14 protein-coding genes are annotated in these 17,522 nt (G+C 50.9%); 11 read left to right on the top strand and 3 right to left on the bottom strand.

Annotation, left to right across the window (positions count from 1 at the left end):
• Window positions 1-83 precede the first annotated feature (83 nt).
• Window positions 84-2,915 (bottom strand): sugar-binding domain-containing protein, encoded by a 2,832-nt coding sequence (locus B7990_RS11755; RefSeq protein ID WP_088641123.1) that lies wholly within the window; start codon window positions 2,913-2,915, stop codon window positions 84-86.
• A 294-nt stretch (window positions 2,916-3,209) separates the two neighbouring features.
• On the opposite strand from B7990_RS11755, the gene rplU reads away from it, so the two are divergent.
• From rplU to B7990_RS11735, 4 genes are all read left to right on the top strand, one after another.
• Window positions 3,210-3,695 (top strand): 50S ribosomal protein L21, encoded by a 486-nt coding sequence (gene rplU, locus B7990_RS11750; protein WP_072828036.1) that lies wholly within the window; start codon window positions 3,210-3,212, stop codon window positions 3,693-3,695.
• Window positions 3,696-3,698: 3 nt separating this feature from the next.
• Complete coding sequence (gene rpmA / locus B7990_RS11745) at window positions 3,699-3,959, top strand: 50S ribosomal protein L27 (protein ID WP_088641122.1); 261 nt, start codon at window positions 3,699-3,701, stop codon at window positions 3,957-3,959.
• 102 nt (window positions 3,960-4,061) lie between these two features.
• Complete coding sequence (locus B7990_RS11740) at window positions 4,062-6,425, top strand: hypothetical protein (RefSeq protein ID WP_254917511.1); 2,364 nt, start codon at window positions 4,062-4,064, stop codon at window positions 6,423-6,425.
• 105 nt (window positions 6,426-6,530) lie between these two features.
• Window positions 6,531-7,316 (top strand): inositol monophosphatase family protein, encoded by a 786-nt coding sequence (locus B7990_RS11735; protein WP_088641120.1) that lies wholly within the window; start codon window positions 6,531-6,533, stop codon window positions 7,314-7,316.
• A 180-nt stretch (window positions 7,317-7,496) separates the two neighbouring features.
• Here B7990_RS11735 and B7990_RS11730 read toward each other — a convergent pair whose 3' ends face one another.
• Together B7990_RS11730 and fabD are read right to left on the bottom strand one after the other, a co-directional pair.
• A complete protein-coding gene (locus tag B7990_RS11730; protein WP_088641119.1) occupies window positions 7,497-9,038 on the bottom strand; it encodes an acyl-CoA carboxylase subunit beta in 1,542 nt (513 codons plus the stop codon).
• A 21-nt stretch (window positions 9,039-9,059) separates the two neighbouring features.
• Window positions 9,060-9,908, bottom strand: a complete 849-nt coding sequence (gene fabD / locus B7990_RS11725) for an ACP S-malonyltransferase (RefSeq protein ID WP_088641118.1) — start codon at window positions 9,906-9,908, stop codon at window positions 9,060-9,062.
• Window positions 9,909-10,160: 252 nt separating this feature from the next.
• Between fabD and B7990_RS11720 the strand changes: the two genes are divergently transcribed.
• The 7 genes from B7990_RS11720 to gdhA all read left to right on the top strand — a co-directional run bounded on the left by B7990_RS11720 (window position 10,161) and on the right by gdhA (window position 17,515).
• On the top strand, window positions 10,161-10,406 hold the full coding sequence (locus B7990_RS11720) for an acyl carrier protein (protein WP_014544921.1): 246 nt from the start codon (window positions 10,161-10,163) through the stop codon (window positions 10,404-10,406).
• A gap of 36 nt (window positions 10,407-10,442) precedes the next feature.
• Window positions 10,443-12,836, top strand: coding sequence for a beta-ketoacyl-[acyl-carrier-protein] synthase family protein (locus tag B7990_RS11715; RefSeq protein WP_088641117.1), 2,394 nt, complete (start codon window positions 10,443-10,445; stop codon window positions 12,834-12,836).
• Window positions 12,837-12,857: 21 nt separating this feature from the next.
• On the top strand, window positions 12,858-13,589 hold the full coding sequence (locus B7990_RS11710) for an SDR family NAD(P)-dependent oxidoreductase (RefSeq protein ID WP_088641116.1): 732 nt from the start codon (window positions 12,858-12,860) through the stop codon (window positions 13,587-13,589).
• Window positions 13,589-14,032 carry a 3-hydroxyacyl-ACP dehydratase FabZ gene (gene fabZ, locus B7990_RS11705; RefSeq protein ID WP_015732419.1) on the top strand — a complete coding sequence of 148 codons (444 nt, stop codon included), beginning with the start codon at window positions 13,589-13,591 and terminating at the stop codon, window positions 14,030-14,032. Before B7990_RS11710 ends, fabZ begins: the two co-directional genes overlap by 1 nt.
• Before the next feature lie 131 nt (window positions 14,033-14,163).
• Window positions 14,164-14,874, top strand: a complete 711-nt coding sequence (locus B7990_RS11700) for a 1-acyl-sn-glycerol-3-phosphate acyltransferase (protein WP_088641115.1) — start codon at window positions 14,164-14,166, stop codon at window positions 14,872-14,874.
• Window positions 14,874-15,722 carry a patatin family protein gene (locus B7990_RS11695; protein WP_088641114.1) on the top strand — a complete coding sequence of 283 codons (849 nt, stop codon included), beginning with the start codon at window positions 14,874-14,876 and terminating at the stop codon, window positions 15,720-15,722. Before B7990_RS11700 ends, B7990_RS11695 begins: the two co-directional genes overlap by 1 nt.
• A 443-nt stretch (window positions 15,723-16,165) precedes the next feature.
• Window positions 16,166-17,515 carry an NADP-specific glutamate dehydrogenase gene (gene gdhA / locus B7990_RS11690; RefSeq protein ID WP_014544927.1) on the top strand — a complete coding sequence of 450 codons (1,350 nt, stop codon included), beginning with the start codon at window positions 16,166-16,168 and terminating at the stop codon, window positions 17,513-17,515.
• Window positions 17,516-17,522: the final 7 nt, after the last annotated feature.

Raw genomic sequence — 17,522 nt, 5'->3', positions numbered from 1 at the left:
GAAAATTCAAAGCTTGTCGGCTAGACTTTACTGGATGTTTCGAGGCAGAGCCTCTCAACATGAAGAAGAGCCTGCCGAACCAATTACAGCAAGTTCACGATGGCCGTGAACAGCGCATCCGAAAGGGCGTTCGTTTCCAAACCTTCAATCACGCTGAACTGGTTGAACATGATCTGGCCCTTGCCAAACGGCACGAGCTGCAAGTCCACACCCGTCTTGATTTCGCCATCCTTGAGCGTCACGGAACGTGCGTAAACCTTAGCGCCAGCGAGTTCGTTCAACGAAATGCCCGGCATTGCCGATGCGGAGTTGTGGTCGAGAACGCCGTTGCCGCCGAACACAGCAAGGAGCGGGGAATCCTTCGGCAAGTAGTGCAAGCTGAATTCATTTGCGCCTGTGGTCCAGTGGGCTTCGATCTTGTTTTCAAAGTTGTGGCTCTGGTTCAAGAGGTCGATATCTTCAGTCGTCATGTCGGAGAGCAACAGCGTCTTGCCGCCATTCTTCGTGACATCGATAATCTTTTCCAAGATTTCATCCGGCCAAGAACTCAAGTTTGCAGTAAAGATAATTTGTTCAGAACCGTCGAGGGCGGCGAGCACATCGCTTGATTCATCGTAGTTGTCGAGGAAGCAAACCTTGCTCATGGCGTCCTTCACGTCGGCCTGGTCGATCACGATCAAGTCTTCGTAGCTGGAGTGGACTTCCTTGCCGCAATCCTTGAGCGTAAGCTTTATCTTGTACAAACCGGTGGCGCGCGGGGCCATCAATGTGCAAATGCCAAGCTGCGTGAGCGTCTTCTTGTCAGCCGGTTCTTCGGGCATGACCTTTTGCGTATTGATGACTTTGTCCTTAGCATCGAGGAGCGAAACTTCGATTTCCACGTCTTCCAGACGGCTGTTGTTCAAAAGCGTAAGCTGGAAGCTGACTTCGCTCTGCGGAGTGACAACGTGTTCCAGTTCGCTGATGAGCACACGGCTCGGAGCCGTGATTTCGCGGGCAAAATTCTGGATGCCCTTGGACTTTCTGTTTTCATCGGTGAAACCGCTGAAGTCAGTTCCGTTGTCGGCCCACTGGTCAATGAAGAAACCTGCAATCTGCGGGTTGCTCTGGAATGCGGTAATCTGGTCGTATTTGCTCTTGAGGGCGATGCGGTAGACATCGGCGTTGAACGATTCGAAGTTCGGCCAAATGGAGAGCTTGTTGTCGGCGACGAATGTTTCCACGGACTTGAATTCGTTCTTGATCGCCTTCTGGCTCTTGACGCTGCGAGGACCGGCAATGGTGGTTGCGCGCTTCGGGAAGAGCGTGTTGTTCTTGAGCGTCACCAGGACCTTGTTTTCGATGTCGTTCAAAATCGGTTCTTCTTCATCCTGGAAGTGGCTGTCGCCAAGACCCGTATCCGGCACCATGAGTTCCACGTCTTCCTTGTCCAGCATGTGGGCGAGGTAGTGCGTGTAGGCGGCGCTCGGGTTTAAACGCGGGTTCACGCGCATCGTGGCGTACTGAGAAATGCGGTCGATGGAGACCGGGATGATCTTGCCCGTATCCTTGTGGAAGTTTGCTTCGTTGTCGAGGTAAATGCTGTTGAAGTTGCTGATAGCCGGGCGGCAGGTGTCGATTGGGCTGATCGCGTTCAAGAGCTTGTTGCCGTTCTGGAGCATGAACGTTCCGTTTTCGGAACCGAGAATCCAGGCGGCGATACACGGATGGTTGTGCTGGTCACGCACCATGTCGTTGATGAGCTTCTTCGTGATTTCGAGGCCCTGGGCGGTAGAACGCATCGTGTGGATCGGGAATTCCTGGAAAACGAACAAACCAATCTTGTCGCAGATGTCGAGAGCCGTGCTGCTGAGCGGAGCGCCACAGGAACGGATGACGTTGAAGCCTGCGGCCTTCACTGCGTTCAGGTCTTTTTCGAGAGCCGGGTTCTGGTCTGTCCAGAGGCCGCCTTCGCTCCACTGCTGGTTGTAGCTTACGCCCATGAGCTTCACGATGGAGTCGTTGATGTAGTAGTCGCCCTTGAGGCAGTCGAACTTGCGGAAGCCGAAAGTCTTCACGACAGGGAAGGTGTATTCAGGAGCCTTGCCCTTAGCGCCCTTGATTTCAAGCTGCATTTCGATCGCAAACAGGTTCGGACGTTCCGGACTCCAGACGCACTTGTCCTTCTTCCAGTCCTTGATGCCTAGCAGGAACTTCTGCGTGGCGTTTTCCTTTTCGAGCTTGATGTCCTTGAAGTATTCGTAAACGTCGCCGTTCGGGTTCTTCATGAGGATGCGGAGGCGGGACTGGTAACCGCGCGGATTGTTGAAGAACGCTTCGACAGAAACGCGTTCCTGGTCCATGTCCGGTTCGACGTGAATATCGGAAATAAATGCAGCGTTACCGAGAATCAAGTCCACGTGACCACAGATACCGCCGTACGGATACTGCGACCAGGGGAGGCCAACCGGCATTTCGCCCGGGTGGGCATAGCGGTCGTTTGCGCCTTCCTTGCTTTCGCGACCGAAGTCGATGCGGCTGTTTGTGGCACCCATGTTTGCAACGCGGATGCAGAGAATGTTTTCTTCGCCGAGCTTGATCGCCTTCTGCGTTTCAATGACAAAGGACGTGTAAGCGCCAAAGTGGTCGCCCAAAAGCTTACCGTTAAGCCAGATGGTGGCGTGCGTTGCGATCTTTTCGAAGCGGAGGAAAATGCGCTTCGTGACCTGCTTTTCGTCGTCAATCGTGAATCTCTTGAAATAGAATGCGCAGTCCTGGGCCATCAAAAGCTTGTCAAAAGCTCTTTCCCAGATGTGGGGAACGCTAACAGTCTGTGTTTTTTCAGGATACGTTGCATACCAACGATTGGAGATGCCTGTGTCTTCCGTGTCCCAGATCATCTGCCAGTCGCCATCAAGGCTGATAATTTTGCTCATTAGGGAATCCTTTATAAAATTCAGCGATAATTTAGCAAATTAGCCCTTGGTTGTTTGTCGTTAGTCATTAGAAAATACCTCGTTTTTCACACGCTAGTCATCCTGACATTCCGTTCTTGCCTCACTCTCGTCATCCTGGCTAGCCTTCTCGTCATCCTGACGCCGAAGGCGGAAGGATCCAGTTATTTCTCGAAAATGCACTTTTTTATCATTTTTCACTTCTGTGCCCCTTTGATTTTCTGTGCACTATTACTAAATTTGTGGTCCCAATAGCAAACTAAAAAGGATTACAAAATGTATTCTATTGTTGAAGCAGGTGGTTTCCAGTATAAAGTCGAGCTCGGCAAGGCCTACAAGCTCCCGTTGATCGACGCCGCTGTTGGTTCCGAACTGGAGCTCAAGTCCGTCCTTCTTTTCTCCGGAAAAGAAGTGCAAGTCGGCACCCCTGTCCTGAATGATGCTTCTGTCAAGGTCGAAATTCTCGCCCATGGCAAGGAAGACACGATCATCGTGTTCAAGAAGAAGCGTCGTACTCGTTACGAACGTCGTAACGGTCATCGTCAGGGCTATACCGAGGTGCTCGTCACGGAACTCCGCTCTGGCGCTGAATCTGCAGTCGTAGACCCTCAAGTTATTACCCGCAACCGCGCTCGCGTGGCTGCCCTTGCTAAGCAGAAGGCTCAGAACAAGCCGCTCACTCGCAAGGAAAAGATCGCTCAGGGACTTCCGAAGCCGGCTAAGGTCAAGAAGAACTCTCTGCGTAAGGCTAAGGAGGCTTAATCCATGGCACATAAGAAAGGTCAAGGTTCAGTACGTAACGGCCGCGACAGTAACGCCAAGTACCTTGGTGTTAAGAAGTATGCGGGCGAATCCGTCAAGGCTGGCAACATCATCGTTCGTCAGCGCGGTTCTCACTTCCACAAGGGCAACAATGTCGGCATGGGCAAGGACTTTACCTTGTTCTCCCTCGTTGATGGCACTGTGAAGTTCGAACGCCTCGATGCAAAGCGCCAGAAGGTCTCTGTCTATCCTGAAGAAGCCTAATAACTTTGGTTAGCTTTTAAAAGCCGGACGCGAAAGCGCCCGGTTTTTGCTTTTTATGGCATTTTCATACTACGTTTTTTCTAAATTAATAGCGTGAATTCTATGCGCTATTTAAAACTTTATCTCTTATCTGCTCTAGCTCTGTTCTTCTTGGCCTGCTCCGACGATGACGACGGAACTGAATTCAAGTTCGACAGAGAAATCTACGAATATTCCATTATTGAAGGCTGCGGTCCTGGCGCACCCGAGGACAGCATTTGCTATAAGATCCGTTACCATTACCCAATACGCACTGAAGATTATTCTGGCTTGTGCGTCTGGCTTGACGATGCCGTCATCGACGATACTTCGAAATCTGTTTCGAACAAGCAGATTGAAAAAGCTCATGACAATATCGACAATTCTTTTTTCCGCAAATATCAGAAAAAGAGTAGCGAATACGATACGCTTGATCTTACGGAATCCATTGCCAAATTCGTCAAGATGGGTTATGATAGCCTTCAGGTTGTGATGTTCTGTGAATATTCCGACGGTGGCGATCCGGGATCTGTGCAACGCGTATTTTTGCCTTTTAAAGATGTCCTGCCTCCGACCGATGTGGAACCGTTGTCGGATTCCCTGTGGGCTACGGGCGCCTGGTTTGAATGGTACCGCCCGACCGATAGGACCAAGGTTCTTTCGCCGAATGATGTTTCTGGTAAAATTCTCGGCTACAATGTAGTCATCTATTCCAACGATCCTGATGAAGATGTCGGTAAGCTTGAAGTGACGATTCAGTCCCCGGCTGGTGTCGATAATAAGGGAACCCGCTTGTACAAGCGCAATGCCTACATCCATAAGAGAAACGACTCCGTTCTTGTCGATGCAATAAAGGTGAACGAAAAAAACAAGAACTATCTCCGTCTCGTTGTATACGATGGTGAAGGCTACAATTCCGAAGACATTTCGAAAAATCATTTCCGCCTGATTGTTGATGGTCTCCGTACTCAATCTGGAGAAGATGATCCTGGTTATAGGATTGCAATTTCGTCTTGGGATATGGTTGGTAATGCTAGCGGGTCCGAAATCAACAGCTCCGTTGATTTTTGGCGCCAGTTCAACACGACAGATTCCATTGCTCCTTTGATGGCAAGGAAAATATTTACGGCAGAAGATTCTCTATTCCCGGGCTATACAAAGCTCGATAGCAACAATCGGGTCGGTATCTTGTGGAGCCGTAGCGTAGATCCGCTCAAGTTTGATCATGGAATTGAAGTCGATTCGGTTCTTGTATTCCCGAGGGGCTGCAACGAAAATACTTGCTATAAAAATGTCTCGAACTACGAGATCGAGTATTATGACAAATTAGACAAGTCCTGGCATAAGTATTCTTCGAACAAAGAAAAAAACTACACGGACCGTTATAGCATGGATGAAAAGGGCCGGTTCAGTATTGACTATTCTGGCACGGGCCGCTTCGTGTCGGATACAATTCAATACGTTGCCCCCGGCGATACTTTGATCCTTCGCATCCGCTCTATTGACAATTCAGAATATAAGTCGGCGGCGCTGGTGGATACCATTTTCGTTTCGCCTGGCGAACTTGCAGATAAACTTAAATGCCCTAAAGGCTTTATTGCAGTATCAACCTCCGATACGACTTCTCTTTGCATGGAAAAATTCGAACATCGAGGTGCGGATGGAAAATTCATGACGAATGTCCTGCATTCCGAGGCTGCTGCGGCTTGCGAGGCCATGTCTGCGAGCGGTTTTGAAATTTCTCTTTGCCGTGAACGAGACTGGGAGCTTGTCTGCCTGTCGGGCGGTTCTCTGCAGTATGGCGTTGTCGAAGAAAGTGATTCTAAGGCTTCTGATTACTTGTTTAAGGTCTGCAATGTCAGCACCAATGATTCTACCATTGCTGCAGATATCAGAAAACGCGATCCGCATTGCATGAATCCGATGGGCGTGAGGGATTTGCCGGGCCAGTATCAGGAGTGGGTGATGGGACGGTCTGAAGATACTGCCGCAGTATTGAAGGGCGCGAGCTACATGGTTTATGAAGGTCTTGATCGTGAATCTATTGCTTACTGCACGAATCGTGCGTTCCCGTACTATACGCGTCCTGGGTATACGCAAGATACTGTTTACCTTTACCGTGAAGGTACTCTGGTGGATACGGTTTATGCGGCCGATACAACGAGAAATTTGCATAAGAAGATTACGCCAAAGGACTTTAAGGACACGATCCAGTTCTACGATGTCGTCGATAAGAATGGAAAGGTAATCGGTAAGGATTTTTCGCTTTATTCCGAATACAAGAAGGGTGGCAAGGCTTGGCTTGATTCTCTTGGGAATGGACTTACGTATAAGCCTACAAAGAAAGAGGCTGTGTTCCTTACAGGAGAAAAATCCTATTACCGTCAAGCGGCGTCATTCTACAAGTCTCCTACGATCGGTTTCCGCTGTTGCGCGTATAAGAAATAGACGAGAAAACGCCGCAATGCGGCTACAGACTAGAGACGAGAGTTGTTATTTATTGTCATTCCCGCGTAGGCGGGAATCTCCTTTTTATGTAAAAACGAGAATGAAATGAATACAGAAGATTTTTTGAACGTCGCCAAAGACCTTGCCCGCAAGGCGGGCGACCTTTGCCTTGCACTCCAGAATAACCTTGGCGATGTCCGCTACAAGACTGTCAAGGACGTTGTGACTATTGCCGATGTTTCTAGCGAAAAGCTTATTGTCAAGGGGCTTCGCGCTGCGTTCCCGACGCATTCCATCCGCACTGAAGAAGCGGGCGTTATCGAAGGCTCGGACCCGCGCTACCGTTGGATTATCGACCCGGTCGATGGAACGGTGAACTTTAGCCGTGGCATTCCGCTGTGGGGAATTTCTATTGCCTTGCATTTCGAAGGCAAACCGCTGGTGGCGGTTGTTAATTTGCCCAAACTCGGTGAACTCTACACTGCTGCTAAAGGCATGGGCGCGTTCATGAATGATAAACAAATTCATGTGAGCCGCGAGTCGAACCCGGCACATGCGATTGTTTCGAATGGCGATTTCAACGTGGGCGATGCAGCAAAAATCAATGCGCAGAATTCGCACAACTTTGCCCGCGAAGCTGAAACGTTTGAACGCGTGAAGTGCTTGGGCTCTGCTGTGATTGAAGGCTGTTTCACGGCTTGCGGTCGCATTGACTGTTTTGTGATGACCATGAGCTATCCGTGGGACATTGCTGCTATCGCGCTCCTCGTCGAAGAAGCGGGCGGCAAGTCTACACACATTGACGGTACTCCCATGCAGTTCGTCGATGCCGAACAGGTCATTTTCACCAATGGCCTTTTGCACGAAACGCTTGTAAAAACGTTGCTGTAACAGAACCTTTACTGGATTTTAGAGTCGTCGTCCTGAACGGCGAAGCCGGAAGGATCCAGTCAAGTCTTGTATAAAAAAATCCCGATTCCGCGATGGAACCGGGACATTTCAATTGCTTTATGCATTAGCCAATAGCTATGAACTAGCCACTGTCTACTGCCTACTGTCTACTGCCGAAGGCTACAGCGGAATATTTCCGTGCTTCTTCCAGAGCACAGCCTTCTTCTTGTTCTTCAAGTTTTCGAAGGCGGAAACAAGGCGGTCGCGAACGCTCTTCGGTTCGATGACTTCGTCAATGAATCCGTTGCCAGCGGCGATATACGGGTTCAAGTACTTTTCTTCGTACTGAGCGATGTACTGTTCGCGGACCTTGGCCGGTTCAGCAGAAGCGGCGATTTCCTTTCTGCGGAGAATGTCGACAGCGCCTTCAGCACCCATAACGGCGATCTGAGCGATCGGGAGGGCGAACACGCAGTCAGCACCGAGGTTCTTGCTGTTCATGGCGATGTAAGCACCACCGTATGCCTTGCGGAGAATGAGCGTCACGCGCGGTACTGTTGCTTCGGCGTATGCAAAGAGGAGCTTTGCACCGTGGCGGATAATGCCGTTGTGTTCCTGCTTCGTGCCCGGCATGTAACCCGGAACGTCTTCGAGCGTAAGGATAGGAATGTTGAAGCTGTCGCAGAAGCGGACAAAGCGTGCAGCCTTATCGCTAGCGTCCACGTCCAAAGAACCGGCGAGGTACTTCGGCTGGTTAGCGACAACGCCAATCACGTTACCGTCGAGACGGATAAAGCCGATGACGACGTTCTTTGCAAAGTCCGGCTGGATTTCGAGGAAGGAATCCTTGTCGGCAAAGCAGTTGAGCACGTCGCGAACATCGTAAGCGCGCTTGAAGTTGTCCGGAATGATTTCTTCGATGTCGGCAGACTTGTCCACGATCGTACCGGCCTGAGCGACGGACTTGTCCACGTTGCTCTGCGGGAGGTACTTGAGCAAGTTACGCACACCTTCGAGGCATTCCTTGTCGTCCTTGTAGACAAAGTGTGCAACACCGGACTTGGAGGAATGAACGCCTGCGCCACCGAGCTGGTCCGGGGTCACGACTTCAGCAGTCACAGCCTTCACGACAGCCGGGCCTGTGATGAACATCTGGCTCGTCTTTTCGGTCATGAAGATAAAGTCTGTGATAGCCGGGGAGTAGCAAGCACCACCTGCGCACGGTCCGAGAATCACGGAAATCTGCGGAATCACGCCGCTTGCCCAAGTGTTACGGGCAAAGATGCCACTGTAACCGTCGAGGGAGCTAACGCCTTCTTCGATACGGGCGCCACCGCCATCGTTGATGCTGATGAACGGCACCATGGAATCAAGGGCGAGGTCCATCACGTGGCAGATCTTTTTGGCGTGTGCGGAACCGAGAGAACCGCCGCTCACCGTGAAGTCCTGGGAGCAAGCGTAAACCGGGCGGCCATTGATCTTGCCGTAACCCGTTACGACACCGTCACCGTAAATGCGCTTGGATTCCGGGAGTTCGATGCTCTGGGAAAGGCGCATGGCACCGATTTCCTTGAACGTGCCCTTGTCAAAAAGGATTTCAAGGCGTTCGCGAGCCGTGAGCTTACCCTGGGAATGTTGCTTTTCTACACGAGCGGCGCCGCCACCGGCCTGAGCCTTGGCGTTGCGTTCGCTCAACTTTTCTAAATACGATTTATCCCACATAGTATTCCTGTGTGTTTGCGCTTACTTCTGAATGCGCTTGATAAGGTTGGTAAGAACTTCGCCGGGGCCAAGTTCCTTAAATTCTGTGGCGCCGTCTGCAATCATGTTCTTGACCGTCTGTGTCCAGCGGACGGGGGAGGTGAGCTGAGTGAGAAGGTTAGCCTTAATTTCGTTCGGATCCGTGTGCGGCTTGGCGTCTACGTTCTGGTAGACCGGGCAGACCGGAGTCGAAAATTCAGTTTCTTCGATAGCCTTTGCAAGTTCTGCACGGGCGCTTTCCATGAGCGGGGAGTGGAATGCACCACCGACCTGCAGCGGAACGACGCGCTTCACCTTGCCGGTGAGGTAAGCGGCAACTTCGTCAATGCCCTTCTTTTCGCCAGAGATAACGACCTGTCCCGGGCTGTTGAAGTTTGCCGGAACAACGGCTGCGTCCTTGACCTGTGCGCAAGCTTCTTCGACGAGTTCATCAGAACCGCCGAGAACAGCGGCCATCGTACCCGGGCGGAGTTCGCAAGCCTTCTGCATGGCTTCTGCACGCTTTGCAACGAGCTTGAGGCCTGCTTCAAATGTGATGGCGCCCGTGGCCGTGAGTGCGGAGAATTCGCCAAGCGAATGCCCTGCGGCCATATCCGGCTTGCCACCCTGGACCTTAGCCATAGCAACAGAGAGCAGGAACACTGCTGGCTGCGTGACTTTCGTCTGCTTGAGGTCTTCTGCGGTGCCATTGAACATCACGTCAGTGATGTTGAAGCCGAGAATTTCGTTTGCCTTGAGGAACATCGACTTTACGTCGGCGTTCGATTCGAATAAATCTTTGCCCATTCCTGGGAACTGAGAACCCTGACCGGGAAATACGTATGAAATCATGCGCCATAATTTAGTAAATAATGTTTCTGTTAATGATATTTAAATGTGTCAGAATGCTTTCTTTTTGAAAAAGTTTACAATACGAGTTTCGAACGAGTTCCCGCTTTATTGTTAACTGTAACCTATTTATAATATCCATTACCGCTTATCGGCTAAAACTGCATTTTATACGTTTTTCGAAAAAGGGGCGGTTTTGGAAAGAATAATTTTCTATCTTTGTGCTAAAATTTTATCAAAAGAGGATACAAAAATATGGCAAACGAAGAAATCAAGAGCAAACTCAAGGCATTCTTTATGTCCGATCTCGGCGTAGATGGTGATGTCCTGAATTACGATACTCCGCTTTTCGGCGAAGAAATCGGTCTTGACTCCGTGGACTCCCTTGAAATCATCTCCTTCGTCGATGACAACTTCGGCGTTTCCATGACTGGCGTTGCAAAGGAAAACTTCCAGAGCATCGATACCATCGCCGCTTTCATCGAAAAGAACAAGGCTTAATCAAGCCTTTTTATTTGAGTATTGTTTGGAATTTCTATGACATCTAATAATCGTCGCTGTGTTGTTTCTGGCCTTGGCGTTATCTGCGCTGTAGGCAACAATGTTGAAGAAACCTGGAAAAACGCCCTGAATTCCGTCTCCGGCATTCACAAGACCACTTCTCTCGATACCAAGAACTGCTATGCAGACCTCGCTGCCGAAGTGAACTGTGATACGCTGGACGATATTGAATGCCCGGACGAAAAGGACCGCGCCTCCAAGCTCTGCATCAAGGCTATGAAAGAAGCCCTGAACGATGCTGGTCTCGGTGACTTTGCCGATAGCAGCCGCGTAAGCGTCATCATCGGTAGCTGCGTGGGTGGCGTCCTCAGCATTGAACAGTACCATCGCCACGGTAAGAATGTCAACGAAATTCCGAAGATGCCCATTGCCGCAATCGCCTCCCAGGTGGCAGAAGCTTGCCATGCGGGCGGCATTGTCACAAACGTGGGTAACGCTTGCGCTGCCGGTACGATTTCCATTGCTCTTGCTTGCGACCTTATCCGCGCAGGCAAAGCCGATGTCGTGATCGCCGGTGGCTCTGACTCCTTTGCTTCTGTTCCGTATTCCGGCTTCCTTTCGCTCCATGCCTTGGACGAAAACGGTTGCTCTCCGTTCAACCACTGCAACGGCATCACCCTCGGTGAAGGTGCCGGCATCGTGATTGTCGAATCTCTGGAACACGCCGAAAAGCGTAACGCCAAGCGTTATTGCGAAGTTCTCGGCGCAGGTGTTACAAGCGACGCCCACCACATTACTGCTCCTCGCGAAGATGGCGTCTGCCTCCTCGAAGCGATGAACCGCGCTGTCAAGAATTCTGGCATCAAGAAGTCTGACATCGGTTACCTGAACGCTCACGGTACGGGTACGGGCAAGAACGACAATGCAGAAATCAATGCATTCCACAAGTTCTTCGACGAAGAAAATCCGACCTTGAGTGTCAGTTCGACCAAGGTAATGACGGGCCACTGCCTCGGCGCTGCCGGTGCAATCGAAGCCGTGTTCAGCATCAAGGCTCTCACGACGAACACCGTTTTGCCGACGCTCCATTACTCTGCCGAAGATTCCGAAGCCCTCAAGGCCAAGGTCGGCACAATGGACTACGTGCAGAACACCCCGCGTACTAAGGAACTCGAATGCGTCATGAGCAACAACGTCGCTTTCGGCGGCACGAACGCAAGTATCGTGTTCAGCAAGAAGCCGGGCGATGTGCAGAGCCAGGTCGCTAAGGATAAGAAGATTGCTGTGACAGGTATTGGCATTGTTAGCCCAATCGGAAACAGCAAGGAAATTTACCTTGACGCCGTCAAGAACGGTAAGCTCCCGGAATCCGCTTCCATTTGCTCTACCGTCACGAACGACGATTACAAGGAACTCGGCATCAAGATGGCCTTCTACCGCAAGCTCGACAATCTGGGACAGCTCCAGACTGTGTCCGGCATGCGCGCCCTCAAGGATGCAAACTTTACGGTCACTGAAGATAACGCCAAGCAGATCGGTATCATCGTGGGTACCAGCGAAGGCGGCCTCGGTGCCACTTACGATTTCGAGGAACTCATTGCCGAAGCCGGTAATGCAGGCGGTAGCGCCTTCAAGTTCCCTCACACAGTTTATAATGCCGCCGGTGGCTATCTCTCGATCCTCTCTGGAATCAAGGGCTACGGCGTCACCATCACGACGGGTCCGCTCTCCGGTCTCGATAGCATCGGCTACTCCATGAACGTCATCCACGACGGTCAGGAAGAGGCTATGATGGCTACGGGTACGGACGAAAATCTCCCGATCATCACCGAACTCTGCCAGAAGATGAACGTCGCTGCCGACAAGGTGGTGGAACCGTATTCCAACTCCAATGGCTTTGTGGTGGGCGATGGCTCCGTTTCTATCATCATGGAAACCGAAGACTACGCCAAGTCCCGTGGTGCAAAGGTTTACTGCTACGCCCTCGGTTACGGCAATGGCCGCAAGAACGTGAAGTTCGGTCACATCTCCGGTTCTGACGAAGCTCTCGACATCGCTATCAAGGATGCCCTCAACGATGCAGGCGTCAGCATTGACGAAATTGACGCTGTCTGCGGTTTTGCAAACGGCTTCAAGAAGATTGACGATATCGAAAAGGGCGCATACGCTCGCGTGTTTGGCGACAAGCTCGCAAGCCTCCCGCTCTTCCAGGTGAAGGAACGCGTGGGCGAAGGCCGTGCCGCTTCTGCGACACTCGCCGCTGCCGAAGCCGCTCTCATGCTCGGTGGTGAACTTGCCGAAGAAAACGCCTACTTTATTGCAAATGGCGAAGTGTCCAAGAAGAAGGTCGCAACAGCGGGCTTCAAGAAGATCCTGGTCACGTCTTTTGCTACGGGCGGTTCTTACAGCGCCGTCGTTCTCGGTAAATAATTTTTTGAAGGAGAATTTATAATGAAAGTTGCAATCGTTACTGGTTCTTCTAAGGGGATTGGCAAGGCTTGTGCCCTCCGCCTCGCTCGTGACGGCTACACGGTCGTCGTAAACTACTCCAGCTCTGATGACGCTGCACTCCAGACGCTTGAACAAATTAAGGCCGAAGGTGGCGATGGCATGGTCTACAAGGCAAACGTCGCCGTGCTTTCCGAAGTCAAGCAGATGGTGCGCGATGTTTTCAAGGCTTATGGCCGTATCGACGTGCTCGTGAACAACGCAGGCATTGTCCGTGACGAATATCTTTTGATGATGAACCCAGATACGCTCGACAAGTGCTTTGACTTGAACGTGAAGGGCTACTTCTACTGCGCACAGCAGGTCGCTGTCAAGATGTACAAGCAGAAGTCTGGCGTGATCATCAACATGTCTTCTGTTTCTTCCAAGTTCGCTCTCGCTGGCCAGGCTGTTTACAGTGCCACGAAGGGCGCCGTGAACTCCTTTACGCAGACGCTTGCCAAGGAACTTGGCGGTTACGGTATCCGCGTGAACGCTGTCGCTCCGGGCTTTGTCGCTACAGAAATGATCGAAGCCATCCCGGAAGAAACCCGCAAGGGCTACCTCGAAAAGGTGCCTCTCAAGCGCTTTGCTTCTGCTGACGAAGTCGCAAACGTCGTTTCTGCACTTGCTTCTGACCAGTTCGCTTATGTGACGGGGCAGGTCATCGTTTTGGATGGAGGTCTTTCCCTGTGATGAACATTTACCAGATCAGCGAAAAGATTGCCCAGCGTCCGCCTTTCCAGATGATCGAAAAGGTCACGGAACTCGTTCCGAACGAATCTGCAACGGGCATTAAGAATGTTTCCGTGAACGAACCGTACTTCATGGGCCACTTCCCGGGCACCCCGATTATGCCGGGCGTCCTCATTTGCGAAGCCTGCGCCCAGCTCTGCTCTCTCGTTATCGAGAAGCCGGCCGAAGACCTCGAAAAGAACTTGTACGTTCTTTTGAAGATTGACGGTTTCAAGTTCGTGAAGCCTGTGATTCCGGGCGACCAGCTCGAAATCTCCGTCAACAAGACGAAGGGCGGTGGAGTTATCGTCGGCTTTGACTGCGTTGTCAAGGTGAACGGCAATGTCCACGCCAAGGGTTCCCTTACGTTTACGTCCATTCCTAAGGAAAGCCTCGGAAAGTGATTTAGATGGCGGATCTAGTCCGCCATGACGCTGGTATAACGTTGCAGTGACGAAACGTCATTTAGCAACGTCATTCCGGCCCCCGAGCCGGAACCTAGCCGGAATCTTCAAATAGAAAAATACGTTTGCGGATGATTGAAAAATCGAAAAAAATAATTGCTGATTTGTTCTGGAAGTTTGTGCTCTTCCTGGTTGTTCACTTGGTGCGCACTTACTTGTTAGTATTTTATCGTCCCAAGATGAAGTTCTTAGGGTCGGTCAAGTCGACTGACCTTAAGGAGCCGATGATTATCATTGTAAATCACACGAGTATGCTTGACCCGTTGTTGGTGCAGTCTTTGTTCTTCCATAAGCGCAGTATCGTTGTCGCCAAGGACCAGGTCGAAGACCCGCATTTTCATTGGGCTCTATCCCGCTTTAAGAATGTTATTCCTTGCGATCGCTTTAATCTCGATACCGAATGGGCCTTGATTGCAAAGAAGGAACTTGAAAAGGGCAATTCCGTTATTATTTTCCCGGAAGGCAAGTGCCGCTATGACGGCTTGTTGAACGAGTTCAAGACGGGATTTGCGTTCCTCGCCCGCAGTACGGGCGCACCGGTTCTTTCTGTTGGCATTGATGGCATTTACAAGATTGGGCACCGCACGCAGATTGTGGTGGACGAACCCGAAAAGATTGAACGAGTCAAGGGGATCCCGTCATCCAAGCATCTGGCAGAACGCAGCGAATACTTCCGCCAGAAGGTCTGGAACCTGAAGCAGATTGCTTTAGGACAGCAGGGGGCTATTCTTCCTGTCGCGGCTGAAACTCCTGAAGAAATCATTCCTGAGGAGAGCAAGTAGTGAAGATTGGCTTGGCTCTTGAAGGTGGTTCGCGTCAGACCATTTTTACGGCAGGTGTTCTAGATGCCTGGATGGACGAGGATATTTATTTCTCGTATTTTACGGGTGTGAGTGCCGGTTGCCATGCCGCGATGAATTTTGTCACGCGTCAGCGTGGACGTTTCCGCCATATCATTCAGCCGACTAAAATCCAGCACGGGATGGATCACGCCAACCGCATTCTTGATGGGATCCAGAAAGAGTGCCATGCGCTCCATTACAATGCTGCGTATGGCGATATTCCGTTCGATTTTCACCTGTTCTTTGGTTCGGGCGTTGAATGCGAATTTGGCCTTACGTGCTGTGAAACGGGCCGCTCGGAATTCTTCCAGGAGTACATGAGCGAAAAGCGGTTGCTCGACATTGTTAACGCGAGTAGCGCACTTCCGATTCTTTTCCCGATTGCTGAAATTGATGGCAAGCATTATGCGGATGGCTGTGTCACTTCTCCAATTCCGTACAAGCGCGCCTTTGAAAAGGGCTGTGACAAGGTCGTTGTCGTCTCGACGCATTACCCCGGTGAAAGTGTGACGGACTTTCGCAAGTTCCGGATGGTCTTGAATCCGGTGTTCAAGCGCAAGTATCCAGATTTCTTCCGTGCGCTTATGTTGCGTTACAAGCGTTACGAGAAGATGTTTGCTGAAATGGAAAAACTCGAAAAGACGGGCAATCTTTTGATTTTCCGCCCGGAGAGCAAGGTCTGTGACCTTTTCGAGACCGACCGTGAAAAGCTCGATGAAACTTATAACATGGGCTTTGAATATGCCAAGCGCCGCATGGGCGACCTCAAAGCCTTCATGGAAATCTAGTAGACGCTTGTCATCTTGACGCTAAAAGCGGAAAGATCCAGTCATTTTTAGTATTGTAAAGTCCGCCTCTGTGCAGGCTTTTTTGCTATGTCATGCCCGCCTCCGAGTTCTTTGACCACTTAGAGCTTTAGCTCTTATGTGGTCATGATCCGCGTATGGGGAGCGCACCGCCTTCTCGTATAAAGAAAAACACTGTAGAGAATGTAAAACTTTCTTTACTAAATTTTGCAAAATACATAAACTTACAAAAATGTAAGTCTTTCTACTATATACCCTTGATTTTTCGCGAAAAAAAACAATTGGTAAAACTGATGAAAAACTAACTTACAAAAATGTAAGAAATTGAAGATTTTTACTCCTTTTTCACTTTTTCCTAACACCCTTTACTATCTTTACAAGCGTTAAAACATTAACAATCAAAATTCTCAACGGAGATATAAAAAATGGCAATTAAGAATGCTTACCTTCAGAAGGTTTATGAAAAGGTCGTCGCCCGTGATCCGGACCAGGCCCTCTTCCACCAGGCTGTCCGCGAATTCCTCGAATCCCTCGACCCCGTCCTCGAACAGGACAAGTCTTGGGAAACTAACGGCGTGATCGACCGCCTCGTTGAACCGGAACGCGTGATCACCTTCCGCGTACCTTGGCTCGATGACAAGGGTAACGTTCAGGTGAACCGTGGCTACCGCGTGCAGTTCAACTCCGCTATCGGTCCTTACAAGGGCGGTATCCGTCTCCGTAACGAAGTTACTCTTTCCATGCTCAAGTTCCTCGGCTTCGAACAGATCTTCAAGAACAGCTTGACCACGCTCCCCATGGGCGGCGGCAAGGGCGGTTCCGACTTCGATCCTAAGGGTAAGAGCGACAACGAAGTGATGCGCTTCTGCCAGTCTTTCATGACTGAACTCTGCAAGCACGTCGGTGCCGACACGGACGTTCCGGCTGGTGACCAGGGTACTGGCGCTCGCGAAATCGGTTACATGTTCGGTCAGTACAAGCGCATCCGCAACGAATTCGTCGGCGTTCTCACGGGTAAGGGCCTCTCCTACGGTGGTTCTCTCGCTCGTACCGAAGCTACCGGTTACGGCCTCTGCTACTTCACTCGCGAAATGCTCAAGGACCTCGCTAATGACTCCTTCGAAGGCAAGACTGTCGTGATCTCCGGTTCTGGTAACGTTGCTCAGTTCGCTTGCCAGAAGGCAACGCAGCTCGGTGCTAAGGTTGTTACCGTTTCTGACTCCAACGGCTACATCTACGACCCGAACGGCATCAACCTCGACGTCGTTCTCGACCTTAAGAACAACAAGCGCGCTCGTATCAGCGAATACGCTAAGCTCGTTCCGGGTTCTGAATACCACGAAGGTTCTAAGGGCGTTTGGACGGTCAAGTGCGACATCGCTCTTCCGTGCGCAACTCAGAACGAACTCGACCTCGAAGGTGCAAAGGCTCTTATCGCTAACGGCGTGAAGGCTGTTGCTGAAGGTGCTAACATGCCGTCTACTCCGGAAGCTATCGAAGCCTTCCAGAAGGCTGGCGTTCTCTTTGGACCTGCCAAGGCTGCTAACGCTGGTGGCGTTGCTACCTCCGGCCTCGAAATGTCTCAGAACTCCGAACGTCTCTCTTGGACCTTCGAAGAAGTCGATAAGAAGCTCGAAGGCATCATGAAGAGCATCTACGCCGCTGCTTCCTCTGCTGCTGTCAAGTACGGCCAGAAGGGCAACCTCGTCATGGGTGCAAACATCGCTGGCTTCCTCAAGGTTGCCGATGCCATGAAGTGGCAGGGCGCTGTTTAATAAGACC

Source organism: Fibrobacter sp. UWB4 (assembly GCF_002210345.1).
Taxonomy (GTDB): Bacteria; Fibrobacterota; Fibrobacteria; order Fibrobacterales; family Fibrobacteraceae; genus Fibrobacter.
This window is presented reverse-complemented; position numbering and strand designations above follow the sequence as displayed.

Bases quoted from the DNA above. Each gene is read 5' to 3' on its own strand.
- B7990_RS11755 (WP_088641123.1), bottom strand. From the start codon at position 2,915: ATGAGCAAAATTATCAGCCTTGATGGCGACTGGCAGATGATCTGGGAC.
- rplU (WP_072828036.1), top strand. From the start codon at position 3,210: ATGTATTCTATTGTTGAAGCAGGTGGTTTCCAGTATAAAGTCGAGCTC.
- rpmA (WP_088641122.1), top strand. From the start codon at position 3,699: ATGGCACATAAGAAAGGTCAAGGTTCAGTACGTAACGGCCGCGACAGT.
- B7990_RS11740 (WP_254917511.1), top strand. From the start codon at position 4,062: ATGCGCTATTTAAAACTTTATCTCTTATCTGCTCTAGCTCTGTTCTTC.
- B7990_RS11735 (WP_088641120.1), top strand. From the start codon at position 6,531: ATGAATACAGAAGATTTTTTGAACGTCGCCAAAGACCTTGCCCGCAAG.
- B7990_RS11730 (WP_088641119.1), bottom strand. From the start codon at position 9,038: ATGTGGGATAAATCGTATTTAGAAAAGTTGAGCGAACGCAACGCCAAG.
- fabD (WP_088641118.1), bottom strand. From the start codon at position 9,908: ATGATTTCATACGTATTTCCCGGTCAGGGTTCTCAGTTCCCAGGAATG.
- B7990_RS11720 (WP_014544921.1), top strand. From the start codon at position 10,161: ATGGCAAACGAAGAAATCAAGAGCAAACTCAAGGCATTCTTTATGTCC.
- B7990_RS11715 (WP_088641117.1), top strand. From the start codon at position 10,443: ATGACATCTAATAATCGTCGCTGTGTTGTTTCTGGCCTTGGCGTTATC.
- B7990_RS11710 (WP_088641116.1), top strand. From the start codon at position 12,858: ATGAAAGTTGCAATCGTTACTGGTTCTTCTAAGGGGATTGGCAAGGCT.
- fabZ (WP_015732419.1), top strand. From the start codon at position 13,589: ATGAACATTTACCAGATCAGCGAAAAGATTGCCCAGCGTCCGCCTTTC.
- B7990_RS11700 (WP_088641115.1), top strand. From the start codon at position 14,164: ATGATTGAAAAATCGAAAAAAATAATTGCTGATTTGTTCTGGAAGTTT.
- gdhA (WP_014544927.1), top strand. From the start codon at position 16,166: ATGGCAATTAAGAATGCTTACCTTCAGAAGGTTTATGAAAAGGTCGTC.